Source organism: Empedobacter sp. GD03797 (assembly GCF_029842105.1).
Lineage (GTDB): Bacteria > Bacteroidota > Bacteroidia > Flavobacteriales > Weeksellaceae > Empedobacter > Empedobacter falsenii_C.
This window is the reverse complement of sequence record NZ_JAOCFS010000001.1, coordinates 89,101-112,778: the sequence shown is the minus strand read 5'-3', so window position 1 is coordinate 112,778 and position 23,678 is coordinate 89,101. Positions and strand designations below refer to the sequence as shown.

General features: G+C 35.9%; 24 protein-coding genes. 9 read left to right on the top strand and 15 right to left on the bottom strand.

From position 1 onward, the window contains the following. The first annotated feature begins 165 nt into the window (after positions 1 to 165). From N5D90_RS00645 to N5D90_RS00630, 4 genes are all read left to right on the top strand, one after another. Entirely contained in the window at positions 166 to 969 is an 804-nt protein-coding gene (locus tag N5D90_RS00645; RefSeq protein ID WP_280061206.1) for a hypothetical protein, read from the top strand. Between the two features lie 68 nt (positions 970 to 1,037). Next, positions 1,038 to 1,490 (top strand): DUF5675 family protein, encoded by a 453-nt coding sequence (locus N5D90_RS00640; protein ID WP_280061205.1) that lies wholly within the window; start codon positions 1,038 to 1,040, stop codon positions 1,488 to 1,490. 12 nt (positions 1,491 to 1,502) lie between these two features. Beyond that, complete coding sequence (locus tag N5D90_RS00635) at positions 1,503 to 1,766, top strand: hypothetical protein (RefSeq protein WP_074233821.1); 264 nt, start codon at positions 1,503 to 1,505, stop codon at positions 1,764 to 1,766. Continuing rightward, a complete protein-coding gene (locus N5D90_RS00630; protein WP_280061204.1) occupies positions 1,756 to 2,028 on the top strand; it encodes a hypothetical protein in 273 nt (90 codons plus the stop codon). Before N5D90_RS00635 ends, N5D90_RS00630 begins: the two co-directional genes overlap by 11 nt. 187 nt (positions 2,029 to 2,215) lie before the next feature. On the opposite strand, the gene N5D90_RS00625 is transcribed toward N5D90_RS00630, so the two are convergent. Next, the gene (locus N5D90_RS00625; RefSeq protein ID WP_280061203.1) at positions 2,216 to 2,638 is read right to left on the bottom strand and encodes a DUF6943 family protein; all 423 of its coding nucleotides are present in this window, start codon (positions 2,636 to 2,638) and stop codon (positions 2,216 to 2,218) included. A 1,322-nt stretch (positions 2,639 to 3,960) separates the two neighbouring features. Between N5D90_RS00625 and N5D90_RS00620 the strand changes: the two genes are divergently transcribed. The 5 genes from N5D90_RS00620 to N5D90_RS00600 all read left to right on the top strand — a co-directional run bounded on the left by N5D90_RS00620 (position 3,961) and on the right by N5D90_RS00600 (position 8,507). Then, positions 3,961 to 5,055, top strand: coding sequence for an ATP-binding protein (locus N5D90_RS00620; protein WP_280061202.1), 1,095 nt, complete (start codon positions 3,961 to 3,963; stop codon positions 5,053 to 5,055). 3 nt (positions 5,056 to 5,058) lie between these two features. Beyond that, positions 5,059 to 7,422 (top strand): S8 family peptidase, encoded by a 2,364-nt coding sequence (locus N5D90_RS00615; protein WP_280061201.1) that lies wholly within the window; start codon positions 5,059 to 5,061, stop codon positions 7,420 to 7,422. A gap of 405 nt (positions 7,423 to 7,827) precedes the next feature. Further along, a complete protein-coding gene (locus N5D90_RS00610) occupies positions 7,828 to 7,956 on the top strand; it encodes a hypothetical protein (RefSeq protein WP_280061200.1) in 129 nt (42 codons plus the stop codon). Between the two features lie 24 nt (positions 7,957 to 7,980). After that, complete coding sequence (locus N5D90_RS00605; RefSeq protein ID WP_280061199.1) at positions 7,981 to 8,307, top strand: YegP family protein; 327 nt, start codon at positions 7,981 to 7,983, stop codon at positions 8,305 to 8,307. Between the two features lie 26 nt (positions 8,308 to 8,333). Next, positions 8,334 to 8,507, top strand: coding sequence for a hypothetical protein (locus tag N5D90_RS00600; RefSeq protein ID WP_209390671.1), 174 nt, complete (start codon positions 8,334 to 8,336; stop codon positions 8,505 to 8,507). A gap of 629 nt (positions 8,508 to 9,136) precedes the next feature. On the opposite strand, the gene N5D90_RS00595 is transcribed toward N5D90_RS00600, so the two are convergent. From N5D90_RS00595 to N5D90_RS00530, 14 genes are all read right to left on the bottom strand, one after another. Beyond that, positions 9,137 to 11,311, bottom strand: coding sequence for a VapE domain-containing protein (locus N5D90_RS00595; protein WP_280061198.1), 2,175 nt, complete (start codon positions 11,309 to 11,311; stop codon positions 9,137 to 9,139). A 39-nt stretch (positions 11,312 to 11,350) separates the two neighbouring features. Further along, entirely contained in the window at positions 11,351 to 11,632 is a 282-nt protein-coding gene (locus tag N5D90_RS00590; protein ID WP_165130411.1) for a helix-turn-helix domain-containing protein, read from the bottom strand. 89 nt (positions 11,633 to 11,721) lie between these two features. Then, on the bottom strand, positions 11,722 to 12,630 hold the full coding sequence (locus N5D90_RS00585; RefSeq protein ID WP_280061197.1) for a hypothetical protein: 909 nt from the start codon (positions 12,628 to 12,630) through the stop codon (positions 11,722 to 11,724). A gap of 65 nt (positions 12,631 to 12,695) precedes the next feature. Then, complete coding sequence (locus N5D90_RS00580) at positions 12,696 to 13,817, bottom strand: ABC transporter permease (protein WP_280061196.1); 1,122 nt, start codon at positions 13,815 to 13,817, stop codon at positions 12,696 to 12,698. After that, complete coding sequence (locus N5D90_RS00575) at positions 13,814 to 14,920, bottom strand: ABC transporter permease (protein WP_280061195.1); 1,107 nt, start codon at positions 14,918 to 14,920, stop codon at positions 13,814 to 13,816. The genes N5D90_RS00580 and N5D90_RS00575 overlap by 4 nt, the downstream gene beginning before the upstream one ends. A 2-nt stretch (positions 14,921 to 14,922) precedes the next feature. Beyond that, complete coding sequence (locus N5D90_RS00570; protein ID WP_124803761.1) at positions 14,923 to 15,669, bottom strand: ABC transporter ATP-binding protein; 747 nt, start codon at positions 15,667 to 15,669, stop codon at positions 14,923 to 14,925. Between the two features lies 1 nt (position 15,670). Further along, positions 15,671 to 16,585 (bottom strand): ABC transporter ATP-binding protein, encoded by a 915-nt coding sequence (locus tag N5D90_RS00565; protein WP_280061194.1) that lies wholly within the window; start codon positions 16,583 to 16,585, stop codon positions 15,671 to 15,673. 2 nt (positions 16,586 to 16,587) lie between these two features. Next, the gene (locus tag N5D90_RS00560) at positions 16,588 to 17,490 is read right to left on the bottom strand and encodes an HlyD family secretion protein (RefSeq protein WP_280061193.1); all 903 of its coding nucleotides are present in this window, start codon (positions 17,488 to 17,490) and stop codon (positions 16,588 to 16,590) included. A gap of 22 nt (positions 17,491 to 17,512) precedes the next feature. Next, positions 17,513 to 18,796: a TolC family protein gene (locus N5D90_RS00555; protein WP_280061192.1), complete on the bottom strand. Its 1,284-nt coding sequence runs from the start codon at positions 18,794 to 18,796 to the stop codon at positions 17,513 to 17,515. 83 nt (positions 18,797 to 18,879) lie between these two features. After that, the gene (locus N5D90_RS00550; RefSeq protein WP_124803753.1) at positions 18,880 to 19,524 is read right to left on the bottom strand and encodes an NAD(P)-dependent oxidoreductase; all 645 of its coding nucleotides are present in this window, start codon (positions 19,522 to 19,524) and stop codon (positions 18,880 to 18,882) included. Between the two features lie 54 nt (positions 19,525 to 19,578). After that, entirely contained in the window at positions 19,579 to 20,181 is a 603-nt protein-coding gene (locus tag N5D90_RS00545) for a TetR/AcrR family transcriptional regulator (RefSeq protein WP_280061191.1), read from the bottom strand. Between the two features lie 102 nt (positions 20,182 to 20,283). After that, positions 20,284 to 21,501, bottom strand: a complete 1,218-nt coding sequence (locus N5D90_RS00540; RefSeq protein WP_280061190.1) for a site-specific integrase — start codon at positions 21,499 to 21,501, stop codon at positions 20,284 to 20,286. A gap of 474 nt (positions 21,502 to 21,975) precedes the next feature. Beyond that, positions 21,976 to 22,464 carry a hypothetical protein gene (locus N5D90_RS00535; protein WP_280061189.1) on the bottom strand — a complete coding sequence of 163 codons (489 nt, stop codon included), beginning with the start codon at positions 22,462 to 22,464 and terminating at the stop codon, positions 21,976 to 21,978. A gap of 107 nt (positions 22,465 to 22,571) precedes the next feature. Next, positions 22,572 to 23,396, bottom strand: a complete 825-nt coding sequence (locus N5D90_RS00530; protein ID WP_280061188.1) for a hypothetical protein — start codon at positions 23,394 to 23,396, stop codon at positions 22,572 to 22,574. Between the last annotated feature and the right edge of the window lie 282 nt (positions 23,397 to 23,678).

Sequence of the window (23,678 nt, the reverse complement as noted above, 5' to 3'; positions counted from 1 at the left end):
TTCTCAAACTAATTGCTGTTCTGAATTGTGAAAATGGGTGTTTTCGGTGCGATAGCACCGCATTGCATTACATTGTACAACCTTGTGTATTGTTCATAAAATGAGATAGATAGAACTTTGTAGTAGCTATAGCAAAGCATTTATTAACTCTTAAATTTTAAAACAATGGCAAGACAAAAAGGACTTATGAAGTACGTTGGCACTATCGGTGATGTGCGACACTTCAAGATAAAAGGTCAACAAGGATTTTTCGCCGGAATGGTTGGCGGACCAACCGCAGAACAGGTAAACTCCGCACCGGAATTTGAACGTACTCGTGAGAATATGAACGAGTTTGGCGGATGTGCAAGAGCCGGAAAGTCTGTGAGAACAGCACTTTCGGCATTGATGTCAAAAATGGCGGATAGCCAGGTTACAGGTCGATTAACTTCTATAATGAAAAAAATCAATTTGGAAGACGGAACGGAAGCCAGAGGCTACCGAAAGGTCGAAATTTCAACCCAAAGAAACTATTTACTGGGTTTTGAGTTCGATAAAAAATTATCCATTAATGGCGTGTTCAATGCTCCGTATGATGTAACCCATACCGCAGGTAGAGAAAGTGCAGATTTCATCATCGCTCCGTTTAACCCTGCCGATTTGATTTCTGCACCTTCAGGAACTACACATTTCCGATTGATTAACGCTTTGGCGGTGGTTGCCGATTTTGTGTACAATGCAACAACCGGAACTTACGAACCTGATGACATCGTAAACAATGAGCTGAGCATCGTTGAGTATTCGGATTATATCCCTTTAAATACTGCTTATGCAGGCTCTACCTTAACTGCAACGCTTCCTGGTGCTCCAACGCTGGGCGCAAATGTTACAGTTATTCAGTGTATCGGGATTGAGTTTTTCCAAGAGGTCAACACCAATTATTATGCGCTCAATTCTGGCAACTGTTTGCGAATTGAAGATGCGTTTTAAGCCAACCCAATCCAAAGCCTTCTTCACAAGAGAAGGCTTTTTTAATTAATTCCAAAAACGATTTTCAAATGAAAGCAAAAATCATAAGAGTTGCCGAAGGCAAACAAAGCACATTAAGCCAGCTTTATATTGATGGTATTTTTCAATGTTATTTGTTGGAGGACAAAATCAGAGCCATCAAAATACCAAAACAAACCGCCATTCCTGAAGGAAATTATACTTTAAGATTAAACACCTGGGGCGGAATGAATGCCGAGTATCGGCAGAAATTCCCGAAGTTCCACAAAGGAATGATTGAGATAAACGGCTTGCCGAATTTCAGTTTTGTATACATCCATATTGGTAACAATTTCAGACAAACCGCAGGTTGTCCGTTGTGTGGTTTTGGGTTCGATTTTATCGATGGCGATTATCAAATCGTAAGAAGTAAAGATGCTTATCAAATGATTTACCCAAAGCTTTTGAGCGTTGCACAAAGCGAGGAAAATCAAATCAGCATCGAGAATAATTTTCAATTTTAAAACCCCGTAACAATGGAAAATGCAATCACATTAAACATCGTGTTCGGCTCTTTGATTAGTATGCTGTTGGCGATTGTTGCCTACTTCATCAAACAACTTCATTCCGATTTTAAGAATATGGAAAAAGATTTAACCGAAGTAAAAACGATGGCTTTGCTCATCAAAACAGAGTTTAAAAGCAGTTATAATATGCTCAATCAAAAGGTAGATTATCTGGAACACAGAGTAAACATTATTGAACAAAACAATTTAAAACATTCAGGCAATGAAAAATAATAATTTAAACTTAGTAGAGCGTGTAAAAGCTCCAACCCCAAAATGGTTCAAAATCGTTAGAGCCATTGGCATCACATTGACCGCTGTAGGCGGTGCAATCTTAACCGCTCCGGTGGCTATTCCCACCACTATCGTAACCGTTGCAGGCTATTTGGCATTGGGCGGAACAATCGCCACAGCAGTTGCTCAAACCGCCATCCAAGCGGAAGAAAGCAACAATACCGAAAGTAAAGACGAAGCGAAAAACGCTGAAAAGCCTTAATAAATAAAGCTTTCAGCGATGGTTAGTTTTTAAAATCCTGTCCTTTGGGCAGGATTTTTTGTTTTCTGCATCCGCTTGCATCGTTTTTATAAAACGGTGCTTTTATATTGCCTTTATATAGCTGTCAAAGTGCCAATAACGGTAAATCAGTGGGTATGGTAAACGCAAACGAAGGTAGCCGAAACGGCTACCTTTTTAAATGCCTTGAAATATACATTCGTTTTAGTTCGGAAATTAAAAGGAGCTGTTCGTACATCGCTCTTTCGTTTTGCGCCAAAGCTTTGAACTTTTTTACATCTTGCTGATAGGTTTTTTGTTTTTTCTGTAAATGTGCCATTTGCTCAAAAACGAGGTTTTTAAAATCTTGTATTCTGATGAATGGAATGACCGAACCGACAAAATATTGATGAAAAGATTTTGCTTTCCATAATCCAAATAATAAGGTGCGGTATTGGTCTAATTCTTCCGCATTACGACAGGAAATAACGAAGCAATTCGGGCAGGGGTTTTCTAAAGGTTTTCCGCTGTTTAAACCTTTGGAGAGTGCGTACAAATCAAATGCTGACTTTTGATTTTTTGGACTGTAGGTGTAGATTTTTGGAGTTTTCATACTATCTGCTTTAAAAATTTTGCTCCGCTCCGCTTCGATGAAATATTTTGAAAAGAAGAAAGAAAAAAAGGGAAAAAAAAGAAAAAAGAAAGCCGTTTAAAAGGTGGCGTGGCAAAAAAGCAAAAGGAAACGGAATAAGTCCCGAAGGGTGGCAAGGCAACGGAAAAACTCGGCGAAGCCACCATAAATGCCTTGCCATTATGCCGTAGTCTTTTGCTTTTTTTTGAGCGTTGGGCTTGTGGAAGCCACCTAACTTTGCTTACTTTTTTTTATTTATTGACCGGCTACTGATAACCAAATCTTCTTTTCATTTTCAGCTATCAATCAAGTTTCAATCGATGAAATTTCTTCTTTTCAATTCTTCAGAAAAAGTCAATCGGAAACGAAACTTTCTTTAGGAGCGTTGGCAATGGGGCAATAAACTCGCAGGGATAAAAAGGTATATCCAAAACTGTTAGCGGTGGGAAAAAGCAAGGTTATGCGTCTCGCAATACGCTTGCAGTGCGGTGCTGAGGCTGGTGCAAATCAAGCGAAGTGCAATGCAATGGAACTATGCTGTTTGCACCTGCCGTAGGCACTTGGGATATAAACAACTTATGCCTTTTTATTCCTGCACCGCTGAAATGGGTGGTGGGGAGCGTGGGAAAAAGCGTGGGCAAGGCGTTGGGAAGAAAAAATACGGCTTCCGATACACGAAAAATATGAGCGTTGGGATTGTGCGTTGGGATATTTTTTCGGGTAGCGGACTATGGCATTGGCTATTTTACATAATGTTATTATAGGACATTTTTGCGTTGGCGTAGTCGCCTACAAGCGTGGGAAAAATGTACTATAATAACATTATGTAACTTAGCTTCCACCGATTTGCATACTGGCATAAACGGAACGGTGGTGGTGGTTGGAGTGCAGTGTCTTTTTGCTTTGTTTTTTTGGTGTTGGGACAGCTCTTTGCCACCGCAGGAACGAGGATGGCAATGTGCTGTAGCGCGTTGGCAAAAACAACGCAAAAAGTATGACAGTTGCAAATCGGTGGCAATGCCATAGAAGACAGGCGAAGCGTTGGACTTGTGCGGATGGCGCCTGGCTTAAGCCGTATTTTTTCTTGGCGTGGGCAGAGCGTGGGTTCTGTGAATTGTTCTTAGAAAACTCAACTACCCTTTCAATATTCCGATTTTTAGAAATAATATTCCATATAAGATTACTTAAATAACGATTAGTGTAAAATAATTACAATTTTTGTATTTAATTTTACGATTTATTTGTTTTTATTTCCAAAATATAATATCTTTGTGTCATAAAAAGTAACTTACAATCGAAATATTATGTACACGGAAATACTAAGGATAATTGAAGGCGGGCTGAATAAAGACACTAAAAAGGTTTTAAATTATTCTAAAATGCTTGCTGAAAAGCTAGATGGCGACGGCGACCAAAAACTAGCTAAACTTATCCTAAAGACCATTGACAAAGGTCCGGCTACAACAATTACAATGGATGAATTACTTACTACGCCTGTTGACCAAGAAAGCCGGTTAAGTATTGTTGATGTTGAAGTTCCATCAAAAGATAAAAATTTAATCGTTTTGCCTCATCTTGTTGAGAATAAAATAGACGATTTTGTTAGTCTTGTTAAACATCAAAGCGAATTAATTAAAAACGGAATAGAAACTTCCAATACATTATTATTATTCGGAAAGCCAGGAGTTGGAAAAACAAGTATTGCAAGATATATTTCTGAAAGCACAGGGCTTCCCTTGGTAATAGCGAGATTTGATGCAATCGTTTCTTCCCTATTAGGAAATACAGCAAAGAACATCAGAAAAATTTTTGAGTTTGCTGAAAATAAACCTTGTATCCTTTTTCTTGATGAGTTCGATGCAATTGCTAAAGCAAGAGACGACCAATATGAATTGGGAGAACTGAAAAGAGTTATTAATAGTTTGCTTCAAAATATTGATGTTTTTGCTAAAAATAATATACTTATCGCAGCGACTAATCATCCAGAAATTTTGGATAAAGCAATTTGGAGAAGATTTAATACAGTTATAGAAATAGGCTCTCCTCAAGAAAATGAAATTGAAGAACTAATAAAAAACTTTGTTGATGACTTCAAAACCGATTTCATAAACGATGAAAAAAAGAAAGACAGATTAGTGAAACTTTTTGAAGGAAAAACACCATCAGATATTAAAGCCGTAATTAATAATGCAAAAGCACATACTATTATCCATAGTAGTCAAATCCTATCCTATGAAGATGTAATTATTGAATTGTATGAATTCAATAACAATGGAAATATTACTATTGAAAAACTTGTTGAGTTCCTAAATGAGAATGGAGTGCCGCAAGCAACTATTGCCGAGCGTATGAAAGTGTCATTAAGACAAATTAGAAACTACTTAAACAAACAAGCATAAACTATGGAAAATAGAAATTTGCCAATTAAATTCTTTCAGAAAAGACAGAAAGATGAAATGGGAACCGAAGCTGGTGGTGGTCAAACAATTCCTAAATGGGCTTCTCAAGGACAGATGAGAGAGAAGTCGGAATACATTAAGACAGTCTTGGCAGAAGTTTCCAATTCATTAGCCGAAAAAGTTAAGAAGAATAACTATATACCTTCAGTAGTAAAACTAAAGGTAAGCGGCGATGCTTTAGCCAAAACCTACAGAAAAGAAATTGGTAATCTTTTCAATGTTGGTAAGCTGAATATTATTGGTGTAAGCGGTGAAGATGAAGTGCTAATCAAAATTGATAATGAAACCGACTTGAAAAATATTTCAAATCGGTTTTCTGATGCCAAATTAGCTTTTCCTAATTATACAACCCTTGTAGGTATTTCAGCCATTAATAATATAGAAGAATTTAAACCGCAAATTGAAATTGAGGAAGAATACGAAGACCAAGTATATAAAGTAAAGCTTTTCAATTATGGCAATGCCGATTTGAACAATATCCTTATCAGAAGTTTTGAAAAATATTGTAGAGATAATGATATTGACTTTGAAAAAGCTGAATATTCAGACGAATTAAACATTTTCAGAATTAGCAAGGTAACTACTGATGATTTTGAAGAATTGCGTGACTTTGACGGTATCCAGCTAATTACAGAAATGCCTTCTTATAGTCTGACCTTGGATGAATTGACAGAGGAAAATGTTATTGAAATAAAACAACCAAAAGAAGGTGCTAATTATCCAGTAGTAGGAGTTCTTGATACAGGGATTTCAAGCATTCCGCACCTTACTCCGTGGCTACACAATAAAAGTTTTACCAAATATCACAAAGATTATATTAATAAAGGGCACGGCACTTTTGTAGCTGGTGTTTTGTTGTATGGCGATAATTTAGAGGGTAAAGACTACACTGGTTTTGAAGGATGCAAATTGTTTGAAGCCATTGTAATGCCTGATTTGACCAAGCAAAAAATATTTGAGGACGAATTAATTGAAAATATTAGAGAAGCAATAACTGACCATAATGAGATAAAAATATGGAACTTATCTCTTGGTACTGACAGAGAAGCTGATTTATATGAATTTTCAGATTTTGCAAAAGCATTAGATGAAATCCAAGAAGAAAACAATGTATTAATATGCAAATCTGCAGGCAATTGTAATAATTTTAAAATCAATGCACCAAAAAGCAGAATAGCAAAATCAGCTGATACCGTAAGAGGCCTTGTAGTTGGTTCTATAGCTCACGATAAATTGGAAACAGATTATGCTGAGAAAAACAATTCATCTCCTTTTTCGAGAATTGGTCCAGGACCATCAAATTTGATTAAACCTGATGTTGTTCATTTTGGCGGAAATGCCGGTTTAGATACTACTAATAAAGTTGTTATAAATCCTGTGAAATCATTTTCTTCTGACGGAAGTTTAGCAAAACAAGTGGGAACAAGTTTTTCTACACCTCGTATCGCTGCTATAACAGCAGGCGTTCATTCAATGTTAAACGAAGAATTTAACCCTCTTCTTTTGAAAGCACTTGTAATTCATTCTGCAAAGTATCCGGAAGAAATGAAAATGACTATTGCAGAAAAAATTGATGCAGCAGGATTTGGAATGCCTACAAATATCAACGATATTTTATTTAATCAACCCAATGAAATTACATTAATTCTTCAAGACAATATTGAGAAAGGTTCATTCATCGATATTCTGGATTTTCCATTTCCACAAAGTATGATAGATGATGACGGATATTTTTATGGAGAACTAACCGTAACACTTGTAACTTCTCCTATTTTAGAAGTATCGCAAGGAGCGGAATATTGTCAGTCAAATATTGATGTCTATTTAGGAAGCTATGATGAAAAAATTGAAAAAGATATAACCCAACCAAGGGTTAAAAACCCAATTGGAGCGGATGGAAGACAAAATGTTTTAGCAACAAGTGTTTACAGCAAAAAGGCTATGAAGGATTTTGAAACTTCTTTTGCAAGCGAGAGAATGTTACTTTCTTACGGAGATAAATTTCAGCCTGTAAAAAAATGGAGTGTAAATTTTGATGATTTTACACCAACCAATAAAGATAAGTTTTTAAAAGCACCTAAGAATTGGTACTTAAAACTTGAAGGGCTTTTCAGACATTTTACAGAAAGCAAGTGTGAAATACAAAAAACCGTACCAAGCCAGGAATTTTGTTTGGTCGTAACCATTAAGGACACCAAAAAAAGAGGAAATATTTATAATGAAGTTACGCAGCTGTTGAACAATTTTAGTTTCGTTCATAGCAACGTGAAAATAAGAGAAGAAGTAAGAATTAGATTAAATGGATAAAAATTACCAATAAAAAAAGACAAAAAAAATGTCTTAAAAGTTCCAGCTTTTAAGACAATAATTTAAACCGGAATGTAAAAAGCAGTGTGTAGCTTATCGGGGTTGGTAACCCTTTGGCATTCCAATATTGAAAAGTTTCGTTTTGCAAAAGTAACTGTTTATTTTAATAAACATAGATTTTAATTAGTTTTTCAATAAAAAGTACGCACCGGGTAAAATTCCTAACTCCGTGAATGTAGAGGATAAGTTATTAATAATTTAAAATTACATTTTATGACGTTCGAAGGAGCAGTATTAAAAGAGCAAGGAGTATCATTTGCCATTGTCGTGGTCAAAGAACACGTACTCAACAGCTCTTCAGAGTGTAACAATGCCAGAAGTGGTTTTCAAACTATTTTTCCAAGAATGCCAATCATTTTGATGGCTCAAAACAGCCGTGGTGTTCCAAGGTATCAAGGAAGAACAGATATTGTAAACTTCTTAGCAAACGTACATCCATCTAGAATACCTTGGAAAAGGTACAATTACAATTGATTAACTAATTAAAATTTAAAAAAAATGTCAAAGTACATTATTCGTAAAACGTCCAGCGGACAATATTGGTGGGTTTTAAAAGCTCCAAATGGAGAAACCCTATTAACAAGTGAAACTTATACTACAAAGCAAAACTGTCAAGGCGGTATTGCGAGCAGTAAGGTTAGTATTGCAGATGCTAACTTTAGACGATTGACATCGGTAAGAAATGAACCTTATTTTACTCAAAACTCTAATAACTATCAAGTATTGGGAACGAGTGAAATGTATTCATCAATATACAATCGTGACAATGGTATAGAAGCCGTAAAACGGTATGCTCCAAATGCGGTAATAGAAGATTTATCTTAATTATTAATTTAAAAATTTTAAAGAAAATGGCAACTAATCCTCCTAAAGGTGACGGACATCGAAATGGTGCTGTAAGAGACAGAAGTCAAACATATAATCCAAAAACTGAAACTTGGGTAAAAAGAGACAGTGATAACGGACGTTTTATGGATGTCAAAAAAGATGGTACACCATTTAAAGGTGTTCGCAAAGAAAAATAAGATGGAACTTATTTTTGTAAACAAAAGAGGTTATTCTGAAATACGGATAGCCTCTTTCTTTTTAAGTAAGTAGGATAACTACATTTCCACAAAACATATTTTTTGTATTTCTACGAAATACAAAAACCGATTTATTGGGATGATTGGAAGCAAAGCAACGAAGTACTTGTTTCGGTTTGCATCGAAAAGGTGCAAAGTGGCTTGTTTTTTATCGGAGATAAAAAATAAAAAATCTTTTTGGTCAAAAAAGGTTATCCTACTTATCCTCTCCAATTAAGGTAATGAGGTGCAGAATGCACCGATATTTTATTATAAAGCGAAGCTTTAGAAAATAGGTTTTTGCCGAAGGCAAAACCGATGAAGCAATGCAGTGCAAAATCCTACTGTAAGTAGGATAAGTACATTCAGTCAAAAAGATTATTTTTTATTTCGCAGAAATGAAAAACGGATTTATCCGATTAAAAGAATGCAAAACGATAAACCGCAGGTTTCCATTTGCACCGAATAGTTTTGTTATGGCTTGTTTTTTATCGCAGATAAAAAATAAAAAATGTTTTTGCCCGAAAAAGGTTATCCTACTTATCCACCCCAACGAATGAAAAAAGGTGCATTTTGCACCTTTTGAAAATTCAGAACGGTAAATCTGTTTGCTCTGGTGGTTTGGGCGGTTCGGGTGGTGGCTCTTTTTCCCTGTTTTGATTATCCACTTCTTCCCAACTCAATTCCCTTACTGCATACACATAACCGCTTTTTTTGGATAAACGCAAATAGCCGTGTTTCTTTAATGCTTTGCCTAACTTCATAACTGTACCGTCTGTGATATTTAGCTTCGCTCTCTCTGCTAATTTGGTTGCTATCTGTGTAGTGTTCAGAAAATTGTTTGCGGTATCTCTGTCGGCTATCTCAAACCACGTTAATAATAATTCTTCTTCGGGGCTTCTGATTTGGTATTGTTCGTTGTTCAAATTGATTTCTTTTATTTCTTCCTGATTGAACCAATAACGGAAACCGTCTTTATAGAGTTGCCTTGCCTGTGCATACGCTTGGTTGATGTCAATGTTATGTGTGTACTCGATATGCTCTACTTCAAAACATAAAAATCTACGTGAGCCTGTTGTATCGTTTAAGAATTGGGCAGTGTTTACACTGCCTGCAAACGATGCCCTGCGTGGCAGGGTTTCGTTGTTGTGTCCGTATGCTTTACGCACACGGATATGCGTTTTTGTTATCAGCTCTTTGAGTGTACCGATTTCGGTACGGTTTAAGTTTTCGAGTTCGTCCAAATTGATTAGCATACATTCCGCTAAATGTATCAAGGTGTCTTTATTGTTTGGGTTGATTGTTCCCGAAAACATATAATCCTTTAACGGCTTTGGTATGAGCTTTTCTATCCACGTTGTTTTTCCTACTCCCTGTTTTCCGCTAAATACAATTACAGTTTGATTGATTGCTTTATCATTGGTTACGCAAGCTACCATTGCGACAAACCATTTTTTAAAACATACCTGCCATAAATCCTGCTTTGTTGTTGTAATCGTATTTGCAAGCTCTGTGATGTAGTCGGTTTCATCTTCATTGTTTGGTAGGTTATCAAAATAGTTTTTGAATGGGTCGAACTGCTCGCAGTAATCGGAACGCAACAAATTGCGTAGTGTATTGATGTTGCACTTTACTTTTGCTTTTAAAATCTCACGCAGGATTGAGTTTTCAACAAAATCTGTTACTGGTTTCCAAAGTGTTCCTTTAGCAACCTTGTACTCCAATTTTCCCGAAACTACGTTATAGCGAAAGCTATAACGGAAGTTTAAAAAGGTTTCCAACCTATCAATGAAACTCGGCTTTTCTTCTTCCTCGTCCGTTTCGTCTTCAGATGATTTTATGCTTTTGGATTGCTCGGAAATTTCGCCATTTGGCGAAATGGACAAGGTGCTTTTGTTATGCTCTACAACATTTTTATAAGCACTATTTACGGTTGCTGTTACTTCCTTTGCATCATAATTATAATCAGAAAGGATATAACCCATTGCCATAGGTAATGGCACTCCTTTACGGTTGAGGTTGCAAGCCAATAAATGCACAAAGTTGTTTCTATTGCCGTTAATGTAGCTTTCTTTCTTCTCTGTAAACCTTACGCAATGTTCGTATGTAGCCAAATAATCGCTTGTGAAATTTTGCGTAGCAAAATCATTATTTACAATGGCTGTACTTTCTTGAATTACTTCTTTTGATTGTTCAATGTAAGGCATTAAATCTTCCGTAGAAATTACAGGATATACCGTTGCATTTTCATTCAAATATAAATCGGTATCGTAAGACACGAAGCAAAGGCGTGTAACGTCTTTGCCCGATTTGTCAATGGCTAACGATAAAAATTCTTCATAGAATTTCTGTAATGCTAAAAACGCTTCTTTGTGGTTTTCCTGTGATGAATTGACACGAACAAAGATTTTTAAACCGTTTCCCGATGGACTGATAAAAGCCGAATAAGTGTAGGGCGTTTCCTGTGCCAATGCTTTAGCATTGGTTAATTGTTCCTTTGTGAGCTTGTCAATGTCTAATACTACGATTTGAGTATATGCAGTAACAAACTCTAATTTCCTGCCACCATTAAAGGAAGCCGAAGGCGTGAAAGCGGGCAAAGATTTCTTTGCCCTTTCGTATGCTTCCATTTTGCTTTCTGCCAATGACTTTCTTAAATAAGTTATCACATTGATATACTTACCTGTTTTGATGTCGTTCAATACCTCAATGATTTTTTGGTTCTCTACCACTTCATTGAAGTTTTTAAAAATACTTACTACCATAGTCAAACGTTTTTAATTGTTCTGAAACTCTTACCTGCATTACTTTTTAGCAAATGCTTTGTTGTAATGTTCCTGCAACAGTTTTTCAACGTCTGACAGCTTGTAATAAATTTTGTTGCCTACCTGACTGAATGAAATACGCCCCTCGTCCCGCCACGTCTGGGCAGTTCGTTTGGAAATTTTCATCAGCATTAAAAACTCCTGATTGTCTAAAAACGTGTCCTTTTTGGGTTCGTTTTTTGCGTTAAGACGTGTTGCGATTTCGTCCAACCTTGCTACCAATTCTGTGTATTGGTCTTTGCTTAAAATAATTGCTTCCATTTTATTGAAATTTTATGTTTATGGAAGCAAAGGACAGCAATGTAAAAAAGTCCGAAAGTTCCGAAATGGTCTATCGGAACTAAAAAGTTTTAAAGCAATTTATCAATGTCTATTCTTTTGTGGGGTTTAGGGCGTTTATCGGTTTTGGATGGTGTGAGCATTGTTTTTACACTTTCGGGACTTAAATCTCTTCCATCTCTATCTGTAAAGCTATTTACAATTACTGAAGCGATGTCATTTATGTTACCATCAATTATTGGTTTTCCATCAACAAATACTTCTCTGTGGAGCTGGTAGAAAATATCTACCAACTGATTGATGTTGCAATTTATTTTGAGTTTATTAAACGGAAATCCGTTTGTATTCTTCTGCATTTGCTCTTTAGAAAATTCATCAGTTAAACGAATTAAATGCTGTATCTGGTCTATCTCTTTTTGACACTGGTCTGAGTAATCCGGTAATTTTGGGTTGATGAAATCGATACTTGCCTGTTCGTAATCAAATCTTTCGTTGGTCAAAAACATAATCTTGTCTGTGTAATCTGCCATTGCGTTTACTTTACTTTTTACTTCTCTAAATGAAAAATACCGTTCCTCACATTCTGCATTTATATATTGCATTGGTGGTTTTTGGTTAGTATGTCGGTTTCTTAAAATCTCTAATTCTTTTCTTTTGCTTTCAATAATTGTATAACACTTCATCATCCTGCCATCATTACTGGATGAATGAAATATCCCTTCGTTTTCAGAAATGAGTTTTTCAAATTTATTCAGCCATTTTATCGGGTCTTCCACAAAATCGCAATGATGAGAAAAAAAATCGGGCAATTTGGCGTAAGGAAGTTTTAGTATTCTGTTTATGAGTTCCTGGCAATAGGTATTATTATCTTTTACATCTTCTACCAAAATATCAAACAAGGTATTTTCCGACTGCTCTTTTGCAACTGCGGTATACTCTGTAAACTCTACTATCCGTTTTATTTGGTATTGATTATTCATAGCTGTATGTCTTATTCGTTCATTGTCCAAATTGTTTTTTTAAACCCTTGTTTACTGCATCATCCCTAACTTGTTTTCTTGTAATTCCAAATCGCTAAACCATTTAACAAAACGGCAAATCCAATCATAATAACGAAATGATATTTGATGTCGGCAAAACCGCTTCCCTTTAAAATTATCATTCTTACAACTTCAATAAAATACGTTACAGGAATGCTCTTTGCGATGTAATAAGCCCAAGTCGGCATACTGTCGATTGAGGTAAACAAACCGCCCATCAGCATAAATATCATAATGAAAAAGAAAGCGACTGACATTGCTTGCTGTTGCGTTTCGGCAAAGGTGGAAATGAGCAAGCTCATTCCTAATAAAGCAATCAGATAAATTGACAAATAACCATACAACAAAAGCAAACTTCCGACAGGAACAATGCCGTAAACGAAACGTGCCACAACGAAAAGTCCTATACTAAAAATAAACATTCCGATTGCCCAAAACGGAATGAGCTTGCCTAATACAAACTGATATTTCTTAATCGGTGTAACGTTGATTTGTTCAATAGTGCCGACTTCTTTTTCTTTTACAATGTTCAATGCACACATATAAGCCCCTACCATTGTTACCAATACAACCAATATGCCCGGAACCATAAAAAAACGATAGTTCAAAAATTTATTGAACCAATTTGATGAAGCAATACTGATAACAGGTGTCGCATTAAATTTATCGGGTTGAAGCCATTGCAAGCGAATATCAGCATTGTATTCCGTAATAATCTGATTGAGGTATGCACCGCCCAGACCTGCCTTTACGCCATTGATTGCATTAACGGCGACAAACAATTTTTCTGAATTTTCACGCACCAAATTCTTTTCAAAGCCCTGCGGAATTTCCAGTATCAAATCGGATTTGTCTTTTTCTATTTGCTGAAATGCCTGATTGAATGATGTGCCGTAATCTGCCAACTGAAAATATCCCGAAGCGGTAATTTTCGAAATCAATTGTTGGGAATAGGTAGAATGGTCGTGGTCAACGATTGAAATGTTGATGTTTTTTACTTCATAATCAGCTGCCAACGGCAGTATCAGCAACTGTACTATCGGCACAACAAAAATCAATGGCAACAAGGCTTTGTTGCGAAAGATTTGTTTGAACTCTTTTCGCAATAAAAATTTTAGCGTTCTCATACCAATCTGTTTTTAAAAGTTTTTAAACTGACAAACAGCAAAAAGCAAGTTGTTCCGAATAGGATAAGCGTTTCTTTCCATATCGCTGAAAAGCCCAAACCTTTTATCATTATTGATTTTACAATGATGTAATACCATTTTGACGGAACAATATTGGTTATTACCTGCAACGGAACAGGCATATTTTCGATAGGAAACATAAACCCCGTAAACAACATTGTTGGGACTAACATACCCATCATTGAAATAAGCATTGCGGATTGTTGCGATTGGGTATTATTAGAAATCAGCAAGCCCAATGACAAGGCACAAATGATAAGTAAAGTACTTTCGGCTATTAACAACCAAAGACTGCCATTTATTGGCATTTCTAACAGGGTAACGCTTAATATAAGTATTACGGAAAGGTTGATAAGCGATAGAAAAAAGTAAGGAATGGCTTTTGAAATGATTACCAAAAAAGGACTAATGGGCGAAACCAACAAAATTTCCATTGTGCCTGTTTCTTTTTCCCGAACTATGGACACGGCTGTCATCAGTACACACACTAATAACAGTACCAACGCCATAATGCCCGGCACAAAGTTGGTTGCTCCTTTCAGTTCGGGATTGTACAACATTCTTATTTCTGAAACAATGCGAAGCGGAATAGTATTGTTTTTCATCAATTCCTGCTGATAATCCATAATAATTGCCGTTGCGTAATTTGTTAATGTGTTGGCGGTATTCGGGTCTGAAGCATCGGCAATAATTTGTACCTGTGCTTTATTCAGATGTAACAAATCCTTATTGAAGTTTGCAGGAAAAATGATTGCCAGTTTGATGTTTTCTTTTTTGAAAGCATTTTCAATTTCTGTGTGGCTCATTATTGTTTTTGTAATCTTAAACTGATTTCCTGCTTCCAATTTGTTGATGATTTGCTGTGTGGCTTGGTCTTTGGCATAGTCGCAAATCACAATTTTTGCATTTTTGATTTCGTTGGTTACCGCAAAGCCGAATAACACTATCAATGCAATCGGCAAACCGAAGAGCATTAACAGCGTTTTCTTATCACGGAAAACGTGATAAAATTCTTTTCTTACAAATGATAAAAACTGTTTCATTTTTAATCTGATTTTCGTTTTGCACCTCTTGCCAATTCAAAAAATACTTCGTCCATTGTGTTTGCGGAAAATTGTCTTTTCAAATTGTCGGGTGTGTCTAATGCTTGTATTACTCCGTCCACCATCATCGAAATTCGGTTACAATATTCGGCTTCGTCCATATAATGCGTGGTTACGAAAATGGTAATGCCTCTGCCTGATGCCTGATAAATTAAATCCCAAAACTGTCTGCGAACAATCGGGTCAACTCCTCCTGTGGGTTCGTCTAAAAAAACAATTTTGGGTTCGTGAATTACGGCTACCGAAAATGCCAATTTCTGTTTCCAACCCAACGGCAATGAAGCCACCAACTTTTTTGCTTCGCTCTGCAATCCCAATGTTTCAATCAGTTCGATGCTTTTTGCTTTCAGTTGCTTATCGGATAAACCATAAATTCCGCCAAAGAATTGTATGTTTTCTATTACCGTCAAATCTTCGTACAATGAAAATTTTTGGCTCATATAGCCGATGTTCTTTTTTATTTCTTCGGTCTGCTTGTAAATATCAAAACCTGCAATGGTGGCATTGCCCGATGAGGGTTTTGAAAGCCCGCAAAGCATTTTCATTGCGGTTGTTTTGCCTGCACCATTTGCACCGAGAAAGCCGAAAATTTCGCCTGCATATACTTCAAAGGTTATTTCATTTGTAGCGATGAAATCGCCGAAACGCTTGGTGAGCTTGTCTGTTTTTATTACTACTTCGCTTGTCATATCAATTCATCAGCTTTATAAAGCAATCTTCAATGGTTGGTGTGATGTGTTTGAGTTCAATGTCTTGAAAACTGTCTTCCTGCAAGGTTTGTATCAGTTTCTTTTGTGAATGTTCATTATCGTTTTGAAACGTAATGTGATGAAAGTCGCCAAATGAAAAACAGCTTTTTATCTGCGTGTTGTTTCGCAAAGTGTTTTGCAATCTGCCCATTTCAGTTGCCCTTACTGCAAACAATCTTTCGGGAAACTGTCTTATGATTGCATCGGGTGTATCAATGGTCATTATACTGCCGTTTTGTATCAATGCGATGCGTTCGCAAAGCGTGGCTTCGTCCATATAAGGCGTGGAAACCAAAATGGTAATGCCCTGTTGCTTTAAGCCTTTCAGCATTTCCCAAAATTCTTTTCGTGAAACCACATCTACGCCTGTGGTCGGCTCGTCTAAAAACAATACGGTAGGACGATGAATTAAGGCACAACACAAAGCCAATTTCTGTTTCATACCGCCCGACAATTTTCCTGCCCTGCGATTTTTAAACGGCTCTAATTGTACATAGATGTCCTTTACCAAATCGTAATTTTCGACTACGGTGGTATTGAATACCGTTGCAAAAAAGTTGAGGTTTTCCTCTACTGATAAATCTTGATACAATGAAAATTTGCCGGGCATATAACCTACATTTTTGCGAATGGCTTTATAGTCTTTTACTACGTCAAAACCATTTACGGAAGCCGTACCGCTATCGGGAAGCAATAGCGTAGTAAGTATGCGGAAAATGCTTGTTTTTCCTGCTCCGTCTGCTCCAATCAAGCCAAACAATTCGCCCTTGTTTACCTCAAAAGAAACATCGTTTACTGCCTTTACTTCGCCTTTATTGTAGGTCTTTACAATGTTATTTAATACAACGTCTGCCATTGCTATTGGAATTTTATTTCGCCATACATACCTACTTTGTATAAACCGTCATTTTTAACTTTTATCTTCACGGCATATACCATATTTGCCCTTTCGTCTTTGGTCTGAATGGTTTTGGGTGTAAACTCCGCTTTGTCGTTTATCCAAATGATTGTACCTGCGGTTTCTTTGTAACCGCCTTTGCCGTCATCGGTAAGCACTTTTACTGTTTGGTTCAGTTTAATCTGTGTGAGTTGATTGCTTGTGATGTAAGCCCTTAAAATGATGTTTGACAAATCGGCAATTTTGTAAAGTGGTTTTCCTGTTGTGGTCATTTCGTTGGCTTCGGCATATTTGGCAAGCACTGTTCCGTTTGCAGGATTGATGATTTTACATTTTGCTAACTGGTCGTTTAACTGTTCCACTTGCACCTGTAATGGTACAATGTCTTTACTCAAACCCTCGCTTGAAATGCTTAATGTTGATTGTTGTGCCTCTATCTGTTTTTTCAGCACTTCAATCTGTGCGTTGATGTCGTCCAACTGTTTGGGTGTAGCTGCATCGCCTTTTACCAAATTAGCAACTCTTGTTCGTTCCCTTTCGGTAGTTTTTAGCTGTTCCTGTAAGGCGGATAGTTGGACAGGTATATTGGGCTTTTTTCCCAAAATGGCTGTAACCTGTGCTTCCAACTGCTTTTTCTTCAAATATAACTGCAAGCTGTCTATGTAGCCGATTTCCTGTCCTGCTCCTAATGTTTGCCCCTCCTCAATATTGAATTGTTTGATTGTTCCTGTGGCTTCAGATGAAATAATGGTTTCCTCTGCTTCAAAACTTCCTGAAGCATCAAATGAAACTTTATTGTCGTTGCAAGCTGTTAGTAATGCTGTAACAGCTGTTAGCAATGTGATTATTCTTATTTTATACATTGTTCTACTTTTTTTATTGTTACTAATTTCCTGCTGTTGTTTGAGCGTTGTACTCTGTCATTAAAAGCTGTATTTCGTGTAAAATCAAACTTTGCTTCGCCTGGTCTTCGGCATTTACCGCAATGAGGTAATCGTTTGTGGTTGCCGTACCATAAGTAAGTTGATTTTGTGTGGTGTTCTTTACGCTTTCACGAAGTATAACAATGCTCTTATCGGTTTCAATCAAATCCTGCATTTTGGTTATATCAGCGTTTTGCTGTTTCAATGTGAGGTTGGTATTGAACAAAAAAGTTTCTCGTTGTATGTCTATCAAACTTTGATTGTTAGCAAGCATTTTCTTTTCGTTCTTATAAGTATAGAAACCTGTAATGTTCCAACTCAACCGTAAACCACCGATATAGTAACCTTGAAAATCATTATCCAGCATATTCAAACCAGGTCTGCCAAAACCGCCTTGAAAAAATGCACTCAAACGAGGCAGGTTTTTAGCGGTAATCAGCTTTTCCTGTACGTCAAAGGATTTTTTCTGCAAGTCGAAAAGTTTTAGTTCTGGACGGTTGATTGTGTTGGTAAGCATTTGCCTATGTGGTTTTTCAAGAACGGTATTTTCATCAATCGACTTGCCGATGAACAAAGCCAGCATATCGGCATAGCCTTTGCGTGTGGCTTTCAGTTCAATGGTACGTTGGTCAGCTTTCAGCAACTCGGCTTTCAGGTTGTCGGCTGTGCTTTTCAATGCTACGCCGTTGGCAATGGCTACATTGGTTTTTTCGATGCCGCTTTTAATATCCTTTTTAAGTAGTTCGGTCTGCTGGATTTGGGCATCAATCAATAATATTCCGAAATAAAGGTTGTTGATGCGTTCCCTTAGCTTGTATAGTTCCACTTCTGTTTTTTGTGTTTCTATTTCCGAATTGGCATTGATATATTCCTTTTGGTCTTTAACGGTAAACAGGTCGGTAATGGACTGCGATACCTCGCCATATAACCTGTATTGGTCTTTGCTCACTGTAGGAATATCCACATTGGGCAATGAAATCGGGACTTGGGTAACAGCCGATTGATAGGTTGCCTGTCCTGCTATATTGAATTGAGGTAAAACCCCTTTTTGAGCGTTGGCAATAGAATATTCCTTTGTCTTTTCTATCAGCGTGTACTGCTTTATCAAAGGATAATTCTGCTTTGCCATTTCGAGGCAGTTATCAAGGGTCAATGAATTGTTTTGTTGTGCCATTGCCCAATGGCTGCACATCAGCAATAAGACAATGAGCCATTTTGATTTTTGTTTATGAATTACTTTAATCATTTTATTTAATTTTTAGTTTCAATCATTTGATTAATTGTAGAGCAAAAAAAATTGACTTTGCTCTATATAACCATTCTACCGAACTAATATGCAATAGCAACTTTCTGATGAATGTATTTATCTGAATTGATTTGCTTAACAATGAAGTCTGCTAAATCGCTTAGGTTTATTTTACTGCCACCTTTCGGGCAATGGTCGAGCTGTACACGATACTTACCTTTTTCTTTTCCGTTCAGTAGTCGGCTTGGTCTAATAATCGTCCAATCAATTTCCTCGCTGTTTTCTAAAATGGTTTCCCATTTCTGCATATCAGAATAGATGTTTTTGAACAATGGCTGAACGATATATTTTACAATGAAATTTCGGGTTGCAGGGTCGGTAGGGTCAAAAGCTCCTGCGGTCAAAGTTATAAGCCGTTTTACATTTGCTTTCCGCATTGCCGTAATAACCTGTTGCACGCCTTTTGAATAAATTTCTGTCGGCTTTCTTGATGTTCCTGTACCCAATGCAGAAATTACAAGGTCGCATTTACTTAACTCGTTTTGATACGTTTCGGGATTGTAAATACTGCCCTTGATTATTTTCAGATTGTCATCTGTAATGTTCAATGTTTCGGGATTTCGGGCTAAAACAAATACCTGGTGTTTTTGTTCTAATAACTTTATCAGGATTTCTTTACCTGTTCCGCCTGTGGCCTCAAATAGAAAGGTGTTGATTTTTTTAATCATTTTATTAATTATTTTGTTTTAATCATTTGATTAGTTTATATGCAAAAAAATATACTACGTTTCCAAAATGGCTTTTGCCCACTTCACAACTAATGTCTTTCTTTCTTCCATCAGGGCATTGAACCTTTTTGTATCTGAAAACAGAATAGGTTTAGCTATAAACGGGAAAATAATCATTCCCAAAAGGGAAACGATAAAGTGTACCGGTTCTACATCAGGTCTTTTCTCCCTTATCTGGCTGACAAAGGAAGAGTTTCTCAAAATATGTTGCACTTGCAATCTATCCTTAAATCTTTCCGGGTTTGCTCTTATTTCACTCAATATAAAAATAGGCAAATCAGAATTGTCAATAAGCAAATCGATATAGTTTTCGGCAAGGGTTTCCAATTTCTGTTCGAGCGTTAGTTCATCATTGTTGACTATGGGCAATACTACACTAAACAACTGTTGCAACTTTTCCACCATAACCAATTGGAATAGTTTTTCTTTGCTACGAAAATAATAGTTGAGCAAAGCCAAGTTTATCCCCGCTTCTTCAGCAATATCACGGGTGCGTGTAGCTGCATAGCCTTTTTCGAGAAATACTTTACGAGCTGCCTCTATGATTTTTTCTTCTGTGGAAGTATCTATTTTCTTCGGGTCTTTAGACTTCGCCATTATGCTCTAATATGCTTTAGATTGCAAATATAGAAACTATTATCTGATTTAACCAAACAATTTAATCGTTTGATTAAAATAATAACAAAATATAAAACTCTCCTAATTAATATATTTATCCACCGCATTATCCAATTCCTCGCTTACAATTTTGGCATATACCTGTGTTTGCTGGATGGAAGAATGGTCGAGCAATTTACTCACGTATTCAATCCGCATTCCATTACTCAAAGCATTGGTAGCAAAAGTATGACGGCTTAAATGGAAATGCAGGTTAAAAGGCAATTTCAAGTCTTCGCCCATTTTCTTCAGATGCACATCGCCCAAACGGATTTTGGAACGGATGCGTGTACTCTTGTGAATTTCATCGGCAAATATCTTTTCCGGATGTTCTAAAACAGGAAATATAAAAGCTTCGGGGTCTATCGTTTTAGGTTTGTATTTGTTGAGAATGACAATCGATTTTGCCCCTAATCTAAAACTGTGCTGTTTCTGTGTTTTCTGAATAACCTTGGTAATCTTTTGGGTTTCTTCGTCATAACATTTCCACTGCAATAGCATCACATCGCTGATACGCAAACCGCCACCAAAGGCACTGAACAAAAACATATCCCGATGCACCTGGGCTTTTGGTCTTTGGCTCAAATCTAAATTTTCTAATTCTTCAATCTGCTTTTTGTTGAGGTATTGGCGTTCTACCTTGCTTTTCGAAATATTGACTTTGTAGAAAGGAGAGGGTGCCATTTCAATCAATTCTTCTTCCATTGCATCATTGTAAAAGAAACTCAAAATTCTTATTGAGCTGAAAATGGTGGTGTTGCCATTTTTCAATTTCTTTTTGCAGTAGGTTGCATAATCGTTCAAAATACCCACATTGATATCCGAGAAATAAAACTCCCGATGTCCTAAGAATTTTTGAAACTTATTGATGTACATACCATAAATAACGGTTGTACGGTAAGAAACAATGCCTTTCAAGACTTCCAATCTCTTTTCGCAATACTCGAAGAAATTAGGGTCTGTTTTGCCTTTAATAGCTTCTTTAAGTTTACGTGCCGAAACTGATTTTTTGGTGCGTTCGTGGTCGGCTACCTGAGCTTCTGCATCGGCAACCTTTTGCGAAAGGAAAGCGTTCATCCTGGCGCTGTTGGTATAATTCTTTTTAAGCCTTTGCTTTTCATCATCCCATTCGCTTGCTTTGGCTTTAACGCCGGTTGCTACAAATTTGGCTTTTCGGTCTTTAATCAACCGGATGTAAATAGGGCTTTGACCTGTGGCGTCTTCCTGCTGTGTACGCAGTACTAATTTAATTGAAGCCATAATAAAGAAGTATTTGATTGTTGTACTTACTAAACTCAACGAGTGCAATCTGATGAAACCATTGATTTACTTGATGTTTCAAAGCGATGCAACCGAGTACTAAGGTACAACTTTTAGTACAACAAACCTAACATTTACTTGCTTTTTTATGCTTTAATCTGCATTGGTTTATTTTATAACTATCTGATTAATAGTATAATTAGGTGCAAATTGGATTTTTGAATTTGATTATTCGTATAACATTATTTTATACGAAATTGAATATACAAAAATTTAATAAATAAACACAATCAATACCCATTATTGTAAAACTACAATTCTACAAATTCTCTCCCACTTTCCTCTGTGTTTTCTTCGACCGTTCTTCGACGAGAATGCCGTTTTTCCGAAGGTTCGTCAAAAAAAAAAATTATCTATGAGATTCCATAAACCAAAAAGCTCCTGTGAAGGAGCTTTTTTTTGGAATTTAAAATACTATTTAAATATTTCTTTAAATTCATCTAAATATGACAACTTTTCGTATCCAAGATATTTTATTTTTTTATTGATTTCACTTTTTACTTCAAAATAGTTTTTGTGATAGAATTGTGATATTTTAATAGTTTTATCTTCATTTTTATATAAATAGAGATATTCGTATGTTTTACTATTAGAACTTAAATGGCTTACTTTAAATCCTTTTATATCAGATGATTTATAAATTTCAGTTTTAATCCCAAAAAAACGTTTTACAATTATATCATTATTAATGAATTCTACTGTTATACATTTAGTTCTAAATTCTCCATAAAAGAAACTAATAGTAGCAAAAGAAAAAAATACAGGTAAGAATATTTTTGGAAATAATTTATCATCATAAAATGGTGAAGTAAACACAGAATAAGTAAATATGATAAAAAAGATTAAGAAAATAAGTGAAAATAATAAAGGCATATATGCTTTTAATGTAAATTTAGTTTTCATTGTTTTGTTTCTACTTTTAAACTACTCTCAAATATACCAAAATTCCATCATAATAATCCTTATTGTAAAACTACAAATCTATAAATTCTCCTCTAATTTCGCTTACGTTATTTCAGAACTTTTACCTCTCCATTTACATATTCATAATCCCAACTAGATTCTGAAACATTAAGAGTAGGTTTCCCTTCTTCGTCATATTCTCTTGTTTGTGTTTTACGGAAGTTATTTTTAGATAAAGATTTATAATATAAGTCTGTAAACACACCTAAGTTTTGAAATGGGTTTTGCGATTGATCATAATTAGAGAAAGTGGTTACTTTGCGCTCTTTCTTCTTGTAGTTAATATATGGAGGGACACCTTCATCATAAAAATCATAGTCAGCATCTCTGTAAACCAAACTATCTAAATTTCCCTTTGCATTAAAGTAAAAATCTCTACGACTTCTTAAATCATTTGTGTAATAATGGTCGGTAACCAGAAAATCGATGTATTTTATCTGGTTATTTTCATAAGTATAAACATATTTTTCTGTATAGTTTGGTCTTGCCTTGTAAGTTAAAGTAGCCTCAGAAATTTGTTGACCACTCAACGTATATACGTGTGTATCATTTGGATATTGATACCAATCTAATTTAGAAAACTTAGTTAGACTTGCAGTTTTATCTATGTAGCTAATATTAGTTTCCAATGATTTAGAAAACTTGTAAACGTAGCTTGTATACGGATCTATAATATACCATTCACCAATTCGTTTGGTTACTTTATTGTTTTGATATTCAAATTTTATTGTATCATATCCATTTACAGTAGCTATAAAATAACCTTTTGGATAGGCCGTAAACGAATTATTTTCAACAGGTGTAATGACATCATCTTCATTATTGCACGACCATAATAAAATAAGTGGTAATAAGTAAAGGAATTTTTTCATCGTGTTATTTTTGTTCAGATTATTCAAGATAAATATTGAGTTTATTTCTTTCCCAAATATACCAAAAATCTCTTATCAAACCCTTTATTGTAAAACTACAATTCTACATATTTCCTCCCACTTTCGTTCATGTTTTCTTCGACCGTTCTTCGACGAGAATGCCGTTTTTCCGAAGATTCGTCGAACAATGGTCGAACGATGGTCGAACAAGCTAAAAATCAATCAAAAACACGAATCTTATCTACCTATGATGAATAGAGGTTTAGCGAGGTTTTTATTTTG

Excerpts from the sequence above, each read along its gene's own strand:
- N5D90_RS00565 (WP_280061194.1), bottom strand. The coding sequence starts at position 16,585 with ATGGCAGACGTTGTATTAAATAACATTGTAAAGACCTACAATAAAGGC.
- N5D90_RS00560 (WP_280061193.1), bottom strand. The coding sequence starts at position 17,490 with ATGTATAAAATAAGAATAATCACATTGCTAACAGCTGTTACAGCATTA.
- N5D90_RS00570 (WP_124803761.1), bottom strand. The coding sequence starts at position 15,669 with ATGACAAGCGAAGTAGTAATAAAAACAGACAAGCTCACCAAGCGTTTC.
- N5D90_RS00550 (WP_124803753.1), bottom strand. The coding sequence starts at position 19,524 with ATGATTAAAAAAATCAACACCTTTCTATTTGAGGCCACAGGCGGAACA.
- N5D90_RS00635 (WP_074233821.1), top strand. The coding sequence starts at position 1,503 with ATGGAAAATGCAATCACATTAAACATCGTGTTCGGCTCTTTGATTAGT.
- N5D90_RS00545 (WP_280061191.1), bottom strand. The coding sequence starts at position 20,181 with ATGGCGAAGTCTAAAGACCCGAAGAAAATAGATACTTCCACAGAAGAA.
- N5D90_RS00535 (WP_280061189.1), bottom strand. The coding sequence starts at position 22,464 with ATGAAAACTAAATTTACATTAAAAGCATATATGCCTTTATTATTTTCA.
- N5D90_RS00605 (WP_280061199.1), top strand. The coding sequence starts at position 7,981 with ATGTCAAAGTACATTATTCGTAAAACGTCCAGCGGACAATATTGGTGG.
- N5D90_RS00610 (WP_280061200.1), top strand. The coding sequence starts at position 7,828 with ATGCCAATCATTTTGATGGCTCAAAACAGCCGTGGTGTTCCAAGGTAT.
- N5D90_RS00615 (WP_280061201.1), top strand. The coding sequence starts at position 5,059 with ATGGAAAATAGAAATTTGCCAATTAAATTCTTTCAGAAAAGACAGAAA.
- N5D90_RS00555 (WP_280061192.1), bottom strand. The coding sequence starts at position 18,796 with ATGATTAAAGTAATTCATAAACAAAAATCAAAATGGCTCATTGTCTTA.
- N5D90_RS00590 (WP_165130411.1), bottom strand. The coding sequence starts at position 11,632 with ATGGAAGCAATTATTTTAAGCAAAGACCAATACACAGAATTGGTAGCA.
- N5D90_RS00540 (WP_280061190.1), bottom strand. The coding sequence starts at position 21,501 with ATGGCTTCAATTAAATTAGTACTGCGTACACAGCAGGAAGACGCCACA.
- N5D90_RS00620 (WP_280061202.1), top strand. The coding sequence starts at position 3,961 with ATGTACACGGAAATACTAAGGATAATTGAAGGCGGGCTGAATAAAGAC.
- N5D90_RS00645 (WP_280061206.1), top strand. The coding sequence starts at position 166 with ATGGCAAGACAAAAAGGACTTATGAAGTACGTTGGCACTATCGGTGAT.
- N5D90_RS00595 (WP_280061198.1), bottom strand. The coding sequence starts at position 11,311 with ATGGTAGTAAGTATTTTTAAAAACTTCAATGAAGTGGTAGAGAACCAA.
- N5D90_RS00640 (WP_280061205.1), top strand. The coding sequence starts at position 1,038 with ATGAAAGCAAAAATCATAAGAGTTGCCGAAGGCAAACAAAGCACATTA.
- N5D90_RS00625 (WP_280061203.1), bottom strand. The coding sequence starts at position 2,638 with ATGAAAACTCCAAAAATCTACACCTACAGTCCAAAAAATCAAAAGTCA.
- N5D90_RS00600 (WP_209390671.1), top strand. The coding sequence starts at position 8,334 with ATGGCAACTAATCCTCCTAAAGGTGACGGACATCGAAATGGTGCTGTA.
- N5D90_RS00580 (WP_280061196.1), bottom strand. The coding sequence starts at position 13,817 with ATGAGAACGCTAAAATTTTTATTGCGAAAAGAGTTCAAACAAATCTTT.
- N5D90_RS00575 (WP_280061195.1), bottom strand. The coding sequence starts at position 14,920 with ATGAAACAGTTTTTATCATTTGTAAGAAAAGAATTTTATCACGTTTTC.
- N5D90_RS00630 (WP_280061204.1), top strand. The coding sequence starts at position 1,756 with ATGAAAAATAATAATTTAAACTTAGTAGAGCGTGTAAAAGCTCCAACC.
- N5D90_RS00530 (WP_280061188.1), bottom strand. The coding sequence starts at position 23,396 with ATGAAAAAATTCCTTTACTTATTACCACTTATTTTATTATGGTCGTGC.
- N5D90_RS00585 (WP_280061197.1), bottom strand. The coding sequence starts at position 12,630 with ATGAATAATCAATACCAAATAAAACGGATAGTAGAGTTTACAGAGTAT.